We start from the raw sequence: 13,174 nt of genomic DNA, 5'->3' as shown, positions 1-13,174 counted from the left end.
GGGGCCGGTTCTACGTCCCTCATTAAAGATCGCGTCACTGTCAGAGGTGGCGGGTAGGCTCGACAACAAGATGACAGAGGACCTCACACCAGCCGAAGCGTACGCAGCTGCTCGCTCCCGCAACGCCGAGCAGGCCACGGCGCTGGCCCCCTTCCGCGAGATGTACGAGTTCGGTCTGGACCCCTTCCAGATCGAGGCCTGCCAGGCCCTCGAAGCGGGCAAGGGCGTGCTCGTCGCCGCGCCCACGGGCTCCGGCAAGACCATCGTCGGCGAGTTCGCCGTCCACCTCGCCCTGCTCCAGGGGCGCAAGTGCTTCTACACGACACCGATCAAGGCGCTGTCGAACCAGAAGTACGCCGACCTCGTGAAGCGGTACGGCCAGGACAAGGTCGGCCTCCTCACCGGCGACAACAGTGTCAACGGAGACGCCCCGGTCATCGTCATGACCACCGAGGTCCTCCGCAACATGCTCTATGCCGGGTCCCAGGCGCTCAGCGGCCTCGGATACGTGGTCATGGACGAGGTGCACTACCTCTCGGACCGCTTCCGCGGCGCCGTCTGGGAGGAAGTGATCATCCACCTCCCCGAGTCGGTGACACTGGTCTCACTCTCCGCGACGGTCTCCAACGCCGAGGAGTTCGGCGACTGGCTCGACACCGTACGCGGCGACACCGAGGTCATCGTCTCCGAGAGCCGCCCCGTGCCGCTGTGGCAGCACGTCCTGGCCGGCCGCCGGATGTACGACCTCTTCGAGGAGGAGACCGATCACGGCGGCCGCGGCGCGTCCCGCCGCGAGGTCAACCCCGACCTGCTGCGCCTGGCCCGCACGGAGAACTCCCGTACGTACAACCCGCGTGAGCGGCGGCGCGGCAAGATGGTCCGCGAGGCCGACCGGGAGCGCGAGCGCCGCCAGCGCTCCCGCATCTGGACGCCCGGACGGCCCGAGGTCATCGAACGGCTCGACGCCGAAGGGCTCCTGCCCGCCATCACCTTCATCTTCAGCCGGGCCGGCTGCGAGGCGGCCGTCCAGCAGTGCATGTACGCCGGGCTGCGGCTCAACAACGAAGAGGCGCGGCTGCGCGTCCGCGAGATCGTCGAGGAGCGCACCGCCGCCATCCCGTCCGAGGACCTGCACGTCCTCGGGTACTACGAGTGGCTGGAAGGCCTGGAGCGCGGCATCGCCGCCCACCACGCCGGCATGCTGCCGAGCTTCAAGGAGGTCGTCGAGGAGCTGTTCGTCCGCGGCCTGGTGAAGGCGGTCTTCGCGACCGAGACCCTCGCGCTCGGCATCAACATGCCCGCCCGGACCGTGATCCTGGAGAAGCTCGTCAAGTGGAACGGCGAGCAGCACGCCGACATCACCCCCGGCGAGTACACCCAGCTCACCGGGCGCGCGGGGCGGCGCGGCATCGACGTCGAGGGGCACGCCGTCGTCCTGTGGCAGCGGGGTCTGGACCCCGGCCACCTCGCCGGACTCGCGGGCACGCGCACGTACCCGCTGCGGTCCAGCTTCAAGCCCTCGTACAACATGGCGGTCAACCTGGTCGACCAGTTCGGGCGGCACCGCTCGCGCGAGCTTCTGGAGACCTCGTTCGCGCAGTTCCAGGCGGACCGGTCGGTCGTCGGCATCTCGCGCCAGGTCCAGAAGAACGAGGAGGGCATCGAGGGCTACCGCGAGGGCATGACGTGCCACCTCGGGGACTTCGAGGAGTACGCGCGGCTGCGCCGCGACCTCAAGGACCGGGAGACCGAACTGGCCAAGCAGGGCGCCGCGCAGCGCCGTGCCGCGGCCGCCGCGTCGCTGGAGAAGCTGAAGCCGGGCGACGTCATCCACGTGCCCACGGGCAAGTTCGCCGGCCTCGCCCTCGTCCTCGACCCGGGGATCCCGGCCGGGCGGACCAACGGCCACCGCGGCTTCGAGTACCACGACGGGCCGCGTCCGCTGGTGCTCACCGCCGAGCGTCAGGTCAAGCGGCTCGCCTCGATCGACTTCCCGGTCCCGGTGGAGGCGATGGAGCGGCTGAGGATCCCGAAGTCCTTCAACCCCCGCTCCCCGCAGTCCCGTCGGGACCTCGCCTCCGCCCTGCGGACCAAGGCCGGGCACCTGAACCCCGACCGGAACCGCAAGGAGCGTTCGGCCGCCGCCGACGACCGCGAGATCAACCGGCTCCGCACCGAGCTGCGGGCGCACCCCTGCCACGGCTGCGACGAGCGCGAGGACCACGCCCGCTGGGCCGAGCGCTACCACCGGCTGCAGCGTGACACCAAGCAGCTGGAGCGGCGCATCGAGGGGCGGACGAACACCATCGCCCGGACCTTCGACCGGATCGTCGCGCTCCTCACCGAGCTCGACTATCTGCGCGAGGACGACGTCACCGACAACGGCAAGCGGCTCGCCCGGCTCTACGGCGAACTCGACCTGCTGGCCAGCGAGTGCCTGCGCGACGGGGTCTGGGAGGGCCTGACGCCGCCCGAACTGGCGGCGTGCGTCTCGGCGTTGGTGTTCGAGGCCCGGCAGTCCGACGACGCCGTCGCGCCGAAGCTTCCCACCGGGAACGCCAAGGCCGCGCTCGGCGAGATGGTGCGGATCTGGGGGCGGCTCGACGCCCTGGAGGAAGAGTTCAAGATCAACCAGGCGGAGGGCGTCGGTCAGCGCGAACCGGACCTGGGCTTCGCCTGGGCCGCCTACCAGTGGGCCTCCGACAAGGGGCTCGACGAGGTCCTGCGGGAGGCCGAGATGCCCGCCGGCGACTTCGTGCGCTGGTGCAAGCAGGTCATCGACGTCCTCGGGCAGATCGCGGCCGCCGCGCCCAAGGAGAACAGCACGGTCGCCAAGAACGCCCGCAAGGCGGTCGACTCGCTGCTGAGGGGTGTGGTGGCGTACAGCTCGGTGGGCTGACGCACTGTCATGTCGCTTGAGGGGGCCCGTGGTTGACGCCGGATCGGCGCGCTGCGGGCCCTTCGGCTTGTGCGGCGCGGGCGGGTTGTCCGGATCTTGCGGGTGTTGTCCACAGGGCGTTGTCCACAGGGGTGGCGGAGTGTCGGACGTCTCCGATTCCATGGATGTCGACACCGCACCACACCGGGCAACACCGCTGGGAGGGGACGCACGTGACCACGCAAGCCGGTTCGGCCGCCGTCGACGAGACGGCCGAAGGACAGAAGATCGTGCCGGGGCCACGGGGCGTACCGCTGCTGGGGAATCTGCCGGAGTTCGGCAAGGACCCGCTCGCGTTCTTCGAGCGGCTGCGCGAGCGCGGCGACTTCGTCAGCTGGCGCTTCGGACGGGGCCCCTCGCTCTTCATCGCCCACCCGGACGCCATCGGTGAACTCCTCACGGAGGTGGAGAGCACCTTCGAGCACTCCGACCTCGGCATCGCCTTCCGTACCCTCCTTGGCAACGGCGTGGTCGTCGCCAAGGGTGCCGAGTGGCGGCGCAAGCGCTCCCTCGTGCAGCCCTCCGTCCGGCCCAAGCAGGTGCGGTCCTACGCCGCCACGATGGCCGAGTGCGCCATCGCCCTGGCCGACCGGTGGGGCGAAGGGGAGCGGGTCGACATCAAGAAGGAGATGGCCGCGCTGACCCAGTTGATCGCGGTCCGCACCATCTTCGGCGTCGACACCGCGGCCGACGCCGAAGCCATCGGCCGGGCCATGGATGTGGCGCAGAAGGAGATCGGCGCCGAATTCAGCGGGATCGGCGCCCTGTTGCCCGACTGGGTGCCCACTCCGGGGCGGTCCCGCATCAAGCGGGCCGCCGCCGTCATCGACGCCGAGGTCGGCCGCGTCGTCGCCCGCCATCGCGGCGGCGACACCGAGCGGCCCGACCTGCTCAGCCGGCTCCTCGCCGCCCAGGACGAGACCGGCGCGCACCTCTCGGACCAGGAGATCCGCGACGAGACCGTCACGCTGTACATCGGCGGCCATGAGACCACCAGCTCCACCCTCGTCTGGGCCTGGCAGCTGCTCTCCCACAACCCCCGCGTGCGGGACGCCCTCGGCGAGGAGCTCGACCGGGTCCTCGGCGACCGTGAACCGGGCTTCGACGACTACGCCCAGCTGCCGTACACCCAGGCCGTGGTGAAGGAGACGCTCCGGCTCTACCCGACGATCTGGCTCATCACCGGTGTCGCCCGGGAGGGCGCGACCCTCGGCGGGAGAGAGGTTCCTGCGGGGACGCGCGTGTGGTCCAGCCAGTGGGCCACCCAGCGGGACGGGCGGTGGTTCACGGATCCGGAGGAGTTCCGCCCGGAGCGCTGGGGCGCGGTGGAGGGCGAGCCCGCCGAGGAGATACCGGAGTACGCGTGGTTCCCCTTCGGCGGCGGGCCTCGGGTCTGTCTCGGGACGCGGTTCGCGATGGTCGAGGCCGTCCTGATCCTGGCCGTCCTCGCCCGGCGGTTCCGGCTCGACCTGGACCTCGGGGCCGGGGAGATACGCCCGGTGCCGAGCCTGACCCTCCAGCCCGACCGGGACGTCCTCGCCACGGTCCGCGCCCGCTCGTGAGATGCGGGACGATGCCGGTATGAAGATCAGTGCGCGCGGGCTCAACCGTTCCACTCTGGCCCGGCAGTCGCTGCTGCGGCGCGAGCGGCTCGGTGCCGCCGAGGCGGTACGGAAGGTGGTCGCGCTGCAGGCGCAGCAGCCGGCCTCCCCGTACCTCGCGCTGTGGAACCGGACCGTCGGGTTCGACCCCGCCGACCTGGACGGGGCGTTCGCCCGGGGGACGGTCGTCAAGTCGACTCTGATGCGGGTCACCTTGCACGCCGTCCACGTCGACGACTTCCGGACCTTCCGGGAGGCCGTGCATCCGCTGCTGCGGGGTGCCAAGATCGGCGATCGCCGGTTCGCGGCGTCCGGCCTGACCGCGGAGGACGCGGACCTGCTCGTCCCGGAGTTGCTGGCCTTCGCCGACAGGCCCAGGACGGGTGCGGAGTACGAGGCCTGGATCCAGGAGCGGGTGGGGGCCGCGCCGAAGTCCGGCGCGTGGTGGGCGCTGCGGCACTACACGCCCCTGGTGCACGCGCCCACCGCGCCGCCGTGGTCCTTCGGGGAACGCCCCTGGTACGTGGCGCCCCCGGATCCGCCGGGCCCGGCGGATCCGGAGGCGTCCGACGCCGCCCTGCGGACGCTCCTCCTGCGCTACCTGGAGGGGTTCGGGCCCGCGTCGGCGGCGGACATGGCGCAGTTCGCCCTGGTCCAGCGGGCCCGGGTCAGGAGGGTCCTTGAGACGCTGAGGGACGAGCTCGAAAGGGGGGAAGGGCCGGGCGGCGAGGAGCTGTTCGACGTCCCGGGCGCGGCCCGCCCGGACCAGGACACCCCCGCCCCGCCACGGCTGATGGCCATGTGGGACAGCACCCTGCTGGCCTACGCCGACCGGTCGCGAATCATCCCGCCCGACTACCGCACGACGGTCATCCGCAGGAACGGAGACGTGCTGCCGACCCTGCTGGTCGACGGCTACGTCGCCGGTGTGTGGCGGCCGGCCGACGGGGGCATCGAGGCGACCGCCTTCCACGACCTGCCGGACGAGGTCTGGGAGGGACTCGCTGAGGAGGCCCGTGCGTTGACTGCCTTCCTCGCCGACCGCGAGCCCCGCGTCTACCGCCGCTACGACCACTGGTGGAGCAAACTCCCGGTCGGCGAGGTCCGGTTGCTGCCCGGGGCGTGAGGCGTCCGGGCCGACTCCTCAGGTGCGGTGGGGAGCCGGCCTCCTCGTGGTGCGGACGGCGCGGACGGCCAGGAAGACGAGGAGGGCGAAGGGGGACAGGAGGATCGTCAGGATCAGGAGGGGGCCCATCAGCCAGGGGGAGAGGCGGAGTCGGCGGGCCTCGAGGTACATCCACTGGCCGATCAGCAGATCCCAGGCGATGACCTGGGCCCAGATCGCGCCCGCCCCGTTGGCCCTGGCCGTGAGGTCGCGGAAGGAGTCCAGGTCCGGGCTTGTGACCGCCGCCCACAGCTCCGGGAAGACCGGCAGGGCCATGGCCAGGTAGACCGCCAGGATCGGCACGACGGTCAGCGGGGAGGCCGCCAGACGCTCGGTGAACCGCCAGGACGGGGCGAAGATCATCAGCAGCCAGACGGGCGCGGCCAGGTAGAAGGCGAGCTCGAAGAGGAAGCCGGTCATGAGGCGGACTCCAGGGTGGTGGTGGGTGTGGTGCGGCCCCCGCTGTGTCGCAGGGAGGTCCAGGTCGCCGCGCCCGCGAGCAGGGCGATCGCGGCCGCGGCGGTGAGGGTCGTGGCGTCGGGGTGCGTGAGCGGCTGGCCGCGCAGGGCCTGCCAGGTGAGGAGGGCGAGGACCGCCGCGTAGGCGCCCGAGGCCACGAGCGTCAACCGGAGCCGTACGTGCGGGTCGCGCAGTCGGGCGAACCTCGGGGCGAGCGTGACCAGGGCGAGCAGCAGAAGCGGGATCACCTGGAGGGCGTGCATGCCGAAGAAGTGAGCGACGCGCAGGTCGCCGCCGGTGGTGGACCAGCCGGTCACGGCCATCGACGGGCCGCCGTCCGCGACGCCGACGCTGTGCGCGCCGACGATCCCCCGGTCGTCCCCGACGGCGCGCTGCTCGGGGGTGGGCACCACCATGAAGAAGGCGATCGCCGCGCCCGCGAGGGCGATCAGGGAGCCGAGGCGGACGGCCCAGGCGGTGGCGCGGTCCAGGATCCGGGCGCGGAGCAGCAGGATCGCGATGACCAGGGCGGCCAGCCACAGGACGACGATCGTGTACCCCATCGTCCGGAAGACGGCGGCGTCGAAGGGCGTCTCGTTGTTGAAGTGGCTCTGCCTGCCGCGTATCGCCTGCATCGTGATCAGCACGATCTCGCCGAGACCGGTCACGGCGACCACCGTCCCCGCCCACCAGGCGAGCCGTCGGCCGTGGGGGAGCAGGGTGAGCATCCAGGCGAGGGTCATGCAGTACGCGACGAACGAGACCGCGAACTTGAACGGCTTCGCCCATATCGGGGCGCCGACCAGGATCCGGTCGTCGAATATCAGGCCGCCGAGGGCGACGACCGCGAGTAACGCCATCGAGGCGGAGAACCAGAGCAGCGGCCGGTGGAGCTCGCGGAGCTGCGGAAAGGGTGAGGACATGGGTACCCCCGTGGGTTGTCCCGAGCATTATGGATAGTGGCACTCGCCGCTATCTGATAGCGCCACTATCTATGATGGGCGGGTCGCTGGGCAAGTCCCGAGCGAGAACGGGAAGGTGAACGCAGGGTGCGCATCGGAGAGTTGAGTCGCAGGACCGGGGTGTCGGTGCCGACGATCAAGTACTACGTACGGGAAGGGCTGCTGCCGGCCGGGGAGTTGACGAGCCCGAACCAGGCCTCGTACGGCGAGTCGCACGAGCGGCGCCTGCGCCTGGTCCGCGCGCTCCTGGACGTCGGAGGGCTGTCGGTCGCCGCGATCCGCGAGGTCATCGAGGCGATAGAGGACCGCGACCGTCCGGTGCACAAGATGCTGGGCGCGGCCGCCGACCGGGTGGTGCCGCGCACCCGCGAGGAGGTGGGGGAGGAGATCGTCGAGGCGCGGGCGGCGGTCGCCGACCTGATCGAGCGGCGCGGCTGGCGCACGGACGAGGCCAGTCCGGCGGCGGAGGCGCTCGCGGTCGCCCTGGCGACGCTGACGGAGGTCGGCCACGGGGGGTTCGCCGAGGTGCTCGACGCCTACGCGGGGGCGGCGGAGCAGGTGGCCGGTGCGGACCTGGAGTACGTCGCGCGCAATGTGGAGCGGGACGAGCTGGTGGAGAGCGTAGTGGTCGGCACGGTGCTCGGCGACGCGATCTTCGCGGCGCTACGGAGAATGGCCCACGTGGACGCGTCGCGGAAGATGTTCGGCACGGGGGTGTGAGCGGTGGGCGGGCGGCCTGCGGGACCGGAGCGGGCGGCGCCCGTCGGAAGCATGGGCCGCCTGTGGGGTCGGCGTGACACCCCGGCCCACGGGCACACGGCGGTCCGGCCCACGGGCACGCGGCGGTCCGGCCCACGGGCACGCGGCACCCGGCCCACGGGCGCACGGCGGTCCGGCCCACGGCACCCGGCCGGTCAACGGCGCTCGGCCGCCCACAGCGGGCGGAGCCCAAGGGGCACGGTCGGCCGCGGCCCCCCCCGGCCCCGGCCTCCGCCCCGCCTGCCTCAGTTCTCCTGTTCGCGTTCCACCTGGTCGTTCCAGTCACGCTTGATCGCGCGCCAGGCCTCGTCCGTCTTGCCCAGGCGCCAGTAGCCCGAGATCGACAGGCGTTCGCGCGGGACCTCGCGCTCCAGGCGCAGGTGGCGGCGGAGTTCCTTCACGAAGCCGGCCTCGCCGTGGACGAAGGCGTGGACGTCGCCGGCCGGGAAGTCCAGGCCCTTCACGGCTTCCAGGAGCGCCTCGCCCGCCGGGCGGTCGCCGCGGTGCAGCCAGGTCACCTCGATGCCCGCCGCCGTCGCGAACTTCTGCTCCTCGGCCGCGTCCGCGACCTCCACGAAGGCGTGCACGGTGGCGCCCTCCGGCAGCCGCTCCAGGGCCACCGCGATCGCCGGCAGCGCGCTCTCGTCGCCCACCAGCAGGTGCCAGTCCGCCTCCGCGTCCGGGGCGTAACCGCCGCCCGGCCCCAGGAAGCGCACCGTCTCGCCCGCCTGCGCCCGCGCCGCCCACGGACCCGCCAGGCCCTCGTCGCCGTGGACCACGAAGTCGACGGTCAGCTCGCGATGGACCGGGTCCCAGCTCCGTACCGTGTACGTCCGCGTGGTGGGCCACTGCTCGCGCGGGAACTCCGCGCGGATCCGCTCCATGTCGAACGGCTCCGGGTAGCTCACGCCCTCCGGCGCGAAGAGCAGCTTCACGTAGTGGTCGGTGTACTCGCCGACCGAGAACGCGTCGAGGCCCTCCCCGCCCAGCACGACCCGCACCATGTGAGGCGTGATCCGCTCCGTGCGCACGACCCGTGCCTCGTTGGCCTGCGGTGCCTTGCGCGCCGGCTGCTCTGCCACGACGGTCTCCCCTGACTGACTCGCGAACTTAGGTTTGCCTAAGCTAGCATCCCTGACGCTCGGGGGCCCAGAGCGCCTCAGCGCCCCAGGACGGGCAGCAGGCGGCTCACGGCCCCGCCCAGACCCCAGCGCGTCACCAGGCCCGCCAGCGCCTCCGGGTCCTTGGGCACGCGAGGCAGCGCCGGGTCGAACTCCGGCAGCGGTACGTCTCCGGCGACCTGGACGACCGTCGGCGCCACATCCAGGTACGCCGCGGCCTCCACGATCCCGCGCCGCTTGGCCGGGGTCAGCTTCGACGTACGGTCCACGGCGGCCGCGCGCACGCCCGCCAGATCGCCGTACTCCGTGATCAGCTGCGCCGCCGTCTTCTCGCCGATGCCCTTCACCCCGGGCAGCCCGTCGCTGGCGTCGCCGCGCAGCGCCGCGAAGTCGGCGTACTGGTCCGCCCGCACCCCGTACTTCGTACGGATCAGCTCGTCGTCGACCAGGTCGCAGTCGCCGACGCCCTTGCGCGGGTACAGCACGCGCACCGCGCGCTCGTCGTCCACCAGCTGGAAGAGGTCCCGGTCGCCCGTGACGATGTCCACCGGACCCTTCGCCCACCCCGCCAGCGTCCCGATCACGTCGTCCGCCTCGTACCCCGCGACACCGATCCGGGCGATGCCCAGTGCGTCCAGGACGTCCTCGATCACCGGCACCTGCGGGGAGAGCGTGTCCGGGATCTCCTCCTCGTCCGGGCCGGTCTCCGTCTCCACGGCGACCCGGTGCGCCTTGTACGACGGGATCAGGTCCACCCGCCACTGCGGGCGCCAGTCGGCGTCCATGCAGGCCACCAGGTCGTCCGGGTGGTGGTCCTGGACGAGCCGGGTGATGAAGTCCAGCAGACCGCGCACGGCGTTGACCGGCGTGCCGTCCGGGGCCCGGACCGAGTCCGGCACGCCGAAGTACGCGCGGAAGTACAGGGAGGCGGTGTCGAGGAGCATCAGGCGTCGGGTCACACCCCGATCATGCCGCACCCCACTGACACCCGCCCCGGACGACGCAGCGCCCGCCCGGACCGGCGAACCGGACCGTCCGTCGTGACCCCCGTCACCTTTGGGTTTGCGTTCGCGACGCCCGGGCAGGCGCGGGCCCGGAGCGGACCCGGTACGGGATTCAACGGATTCACCGACGAATCGGCGTACATCACGGGAGGCGCGGGCCGAACCCGCCCCGCTCCACGGCCCGGCCGCGGGGGTGGCAGGCCGTTTCCTTTCAACGCGTGAGGTATATGTGTCCAGGCTCCAGGCCGACCATCTGTACAAGGTGTTCGGCAGACGACCCGACGAAGCCGTCAAGAAACTCAATGACGGCGCGGACCGCGACGAGCTCCGCGCAGACGGCACCACGGCGGCGGTGATCGACGCCTCGTTCACCGTCGAGCCCGGCCAGATCTTCGTCGTCATGGGTCTGTCCGGATCCGGCAAGTCCACCCTCCTGCGCATGCTCAACGGCCTGCTCGAGCCCACCGCGGGCCGCGTGCTGTTCGACGACAAGGACCTCACGGCGCTGAACCCCCGCGACCTGCGCACCGTGCGGTCCAAGAAGATCAGCATGGTCTTCCAGCACTTCGCGCTCTTCCCGCACCGCAGCGTCCTCGAGAACGCCGCCTACGGCCTGGAGGTCCAGGGAGTCCCGCGCGCCGAGCGCGAGACCCGGGCCACCGAGGCCCTGGAGATGTGCGGCCTCGCCGGCTGGGAGAAGTCCTGGCCCGACGAGCTCTCCGGCGGCATGCAGCAGCGCGTGGGCCTGGCCCGCGCGCTCGCCACCGACGCCGACCTGCTCCTCATGGACGAGTCCTTCAGCGCGCTCGACCCGCTGATCCGCCGCGACATGCAGGACCAGCTCCTGGAACTGCAGAAGCGGCTGAAGAAGACCATCGTCTTCATCACCCACGACCTCAACGAGGCCATGCGCCTCGGCGACCGCATCGCGGTCATGCGCGACGGCCGGATCGTCCAGCTCGGCACCTCCGAGGACATCCTGATCCGCCCCGCCAACGACTACGTCGCCTCCTTCATCCAGGACGTCGACCGCTCCCGCGTGCTCACGGCCGCCGCCGTGATGACCGAGGCGGACGCCCCCGCAAAGGCGGACGCCTGCGGCTGCGAGACCGTCGGCCCCGACACCCTCGTCGCCGACCTGTGCGCGGTCAGCGCCCGCGTCCCGCACCCGGTGGCCGTCAAGGACACCGACGGCACCGTCGTCGGTGTCGTACCGCAGTCCCGGCTGATCGGCTTCATCGGCGACGAGCAGCGCCCGCCCGTCGCCTGCACCCCCGGCAGCACCGGTACGAAGGAGGTGGCCGCGCATGCCTAGGCTCCCCCTCGGCCAGTGGGTCGACAGCTCCGTGGACTGGCTCCAGGCCCAGTTCTCCTGGCTCTTCGACGCCATCACCACCGTCGTCACCGGTCTCTACGACGGCATCGACGCGGTCCTCTCCGCGCCCGAGCCGCTGCTCTTCGCCGGCATCCTCGCCGTCGTCGCCTGGTGGCTGCGCGGCCTGCCCGCCGGTGTGCTCGCCTTCGCGGGCTTCGCGCTCGTCGACTCCGTCGACCTGTGGGACGACGCCATGGCGACGCTCTCCCTGGTGCTCGTCGCGACGCTCGTGACCCTGGTGATCGCGGTCCCGCTCGGCATCTGGGCGGCCCGTTCCAAGACCGTCAGCGCCGTGCTGCGCCCGGTCCTGGACTTCATGCAGACCATGCCCGCCATGGTCTATCTGATCCCCGGCATCATCTTCTTCGGCGTCGGCGTGGTCCCCGGCATCATCGCCACCATCGTCTTCGCCCTGCCGCCGGGCGTCCGCATGACCGAACTCGGCATCCGCCAGGTCGACGGCGAACTCGTCGAGGCGGCCGAGGCGTTCGGCACCACCCCGCGCAACACCCTGCTGCGCGTGCAGCTGCCGCTCGCCCTGCCGACGATCATGGCCGGCATCAACCAGGTCATCATGCTGGGCCTGTCCATGGTCGTCATCGCCGGCATGGTCGGCGGCGGCGGCCTCGGCGGCGCGGTCTACCGCGCCATCGGCAACGTCGACATCGGCCTCGGCTTCGAGGCCGGCATCTCCATCGTCATCCTCGCCATGTACCTGGACCGGATGACCGGCGCGCTCGGCCGCCAGGTCTCGCCGGTCGGCCGCCGCGCGCTCGCCAAGGCGCGGGCCGCGACCGCCGCGCGCGCCGGGGCGAAGCTCTGGAACCACCGCCCGCAGCCCGTCACCGCCCTCGTCGGCGTGGTCGTCCTCGCGCTCGTCGCGGGCGGCATGGGCTTCCTCGGCGGCGGCACGTCCTCGACGACCGCCGGCGGCAAGGACATCGGCCACGGCAAGAAGATCAACCTCGGCTACATCCCCTGGGACGAGGGCATCGCCTCCACCTTCCTCTGGAAGGAACTGCTGGAGCGGCGCGGCTACGAGGTCGAGGCCACGCAGCTGGAGGCCGGCGCGCTCTACACCGGCCTGGCCGGCGGCCAGATCGACTTCCAGACCGACTCCTGGCTCCCGGTCACGCACGCCCAGTACTGGGAGAAGTACCAGAACAAGCTGGAGGACCTCGGCTCCTGGTTCGGCCCCACCTCCCTGGAGCTGTCCGTGCCGTCCTACATGAAGGGCGTCGACTCGCTCGACGACCTCAAGGGCAAGAGCGGCGAGTTCAAGGGCCGGATCATCGGCATCGAGCCGAGCGCCGGAATGATGGGCATCCTCAAGGACAAGGTCCTCAAGGAGTACGGCCTGGAGGGCGAGTACAAGGTCGTCGACGGCTCCACGCCCGGCATGCTCGCCGAGCTGAAGCGCGCGTACGACAAGAAGGAACCGGTCGTCGTGACGCTCTGGTCGCCGCACTGGGCCTACTCGACGTACGACCTGAAGAAGCTCAAGGACCCCAAGGGCACCTGGGGCGCCGGCGACGGCGTGCACACCCTCGCCCGTAAGGGATTCTCCGCCGAGAACCCCGAGGTCGGCGCCTGGCTGAAGAACTTCGAGCTGACCGAGAAGCAGCTCACGGATCTCGAAGCCGCCATCCAGAAGACCGGCAAGGGCAAGGAGCAGGAGGCCGTCCGCGGCTGGCTGGAGAAGAACCCCGGCCTCGCGGAGAAGCTGGCCCCGCAGTAGCACCCACGCAGGATTCTTGACTCCTGTCCGAAAAGGGGTGGTCGCCGAGCGT

The 13,174-nt window shown here is 71.5% G+C and carries 10 protein-coding genes; 6 read left to right on the top strand and 4 right to left on the bottom strand.

Translation table 11 applies throughout. From position 1 onward, the window contains the following. The first annotated feature begins 70 nt into the window (after positions 1–70). The 3 genes from ACFWRO_RS14275 to ACFWRO_RS14265 all read left to right on the top strand — a co-directional run bounded on the left by ACFWRO_RS14275 (position 71) and on the right by ACFWRO_RS14265 (position 5,665). Positions 71–2,899, top strand: coding sequence for a DEAD/DEAH box helicase (locus ACFWRO_RS14275; protein ID WP_384509284.1), 2,829 nt, complete (start codon positions 71–73; stop codon positions 2,897–2,899). Positions 2,900–3,111: 212 nt separating this feature from the next. Next, positions 3,112–4,500 carry a cytochrome P450 gene (locus tag ACFWRO_RS14270; protein ID WP_384509281.1) on the top strand — a complete coding sequence of 463 codons (1,389 nt, stop codon included), beginning with the start codon at positions 3,112–3,114 and terminating at the stop codon, positions 4,498–4,500. Between the two features lie 19 nt (positions 4,501–4,519). Further along, on the top strand, positions 4,520–5,665 hold the full coding sequence (locus ACFWRO_RS14265; protein ID WP_384509278.1) for a winged helix DNA-binding domain-containing protein: 1,146 nt from the start codon (positions 4,520–4,522) through the stop codon (positions 5,663–5,665). A gap of 18 nt (positions 5,666–5,683) precedes the next feature. Here ACFWRO_RS14265 and ACFWRO_RS14260 read toward each other — a convergent pair whose 3' ends face one another. Next, the gene (locus tag ACFWRO_RS14260) at positions 5,684–6,124 is read right to left on the bottom strand and encodes an ABA4-like family protein (protein WP_384509275.1); all 441 of its coding nucleotides are present in this window, start codon (positions 6,122–6,124) and stop codon (positions 5,684–5,686) included. Further along, positions 6,121–7,023: a hypothetical protein gene (locus ACFWRO_RS14255; RefSeq protein WP_384509694.1), complete on the bottom strand. Its 903-nt coding sequence runs from the start codon at positions 7,021–7,023 to the stop codon at positions 6,121–6,123. The genes ACFWRO_RS14260 and ACFWRO_RS14255 overlap by 4 nt, the downstream gene beginning before the upstream one ends. Before the next feature lie 189 nt (positions 7,024–7,212). Between ACFWRO_RS14255 and ACFWRO_RS14250 the strand changes: the two genes are divergently transcribed. After that, on the top strand, positions 7,213–7,845 hold the full coding sequence (locus ACFWRO_RS14250; protein WP_384509273.1) for a MerR family transcriptional regulator: 633 nt from the start codon (positions 7,213–7,215) through the stop codon (positions 7,843–7,845). Between the two features lie 284 nt (positions 7,846–8,129). Here ACFWRO_RS14250 and ACFWRO_RS14245 read toward each other — a convergent pair whose 3' ends face one another. Together ACFWRO_RS14245 and ACFWRO_RS14240 are read right to left on the bottom strand one after the other, a co-directional pair. Then, positions 8,130–8,966, bottom strand: a complete 837-nt coding sequence (locus tag ACFWRO_RS14245; protein WP_384509270.1) for a siderophore-interacting protein — start codon at positions 8,964–8,966, stop codon at positions 8,130–8,132. Between the two features lie 77 nt (positions 8,967–9,043). Then, the gene (locus ACFWRO_RS14240) at positions 9,044–9,949 is read right to left on the bottom strand and encodes a 5'-3' exonuclease H3TH domain-containing protein (RefSeq protein ID WP_384509692.1); all 906 of its coding nucleotides are present in this window, start codon (positions 9,947–9,949) and stop codon (positions 9,044–9,046) included. Positions 9,950–10,238: 289 nt separating this feature from the next. On the opposite strand from ACFWRO_RS14240, the gene ACFWRO_RS14235 reads away from it, so the two are divergent. Both ACFWRO_RS14235 and ACFWRO_RS14230 read left to right on the top strand, forming a co-directional pair. Then, the gene (locus tag ACFWRO_RS14235) at positions 10,239–11,324 is read left to right on the top strand and encodes a glycine betaine/L-proline ABC transporter ATP-binding protein (protein WP_384509268.1); all 1,086 of its coding nucleotides are present in this window, start codon (positions 10,239–10,241) and stop codon (positions 11,322–11,324) included. Next, positions 11,317–13,122: an ABC transporter permease/substrate binding protein gene (locus tag ACFWRO_RS14230; RefSeq protein ID WP_384509265.1), complete on the top strand. Its 1,806-nt coding sequence runs from the start codon at positions 11,317–11,319 to the stop codon at positions 13,120–13,122. The genes ACFWRO_RS14235 and ACFWRO_RS14230 overlap by 8 nt, the downstream gene beginning before the upstream one ends. Positions 13,123–13,174 lie beyond the last annotated feature (52 nt).

The sequence above is a fragment of the Streptomyces sp. NPDC058579 genome (assembly GCF_042718575.1).
In the GTDB taxonomy this organism is placed as follows: Bacteria; Actinomycetota; Actinomycetes; order Streptomycetales; family Streptomycetaceae; genus Streptomyces.
This window is presented reverse-complemented; position numbering and strand designations above follow the sequence as displayed.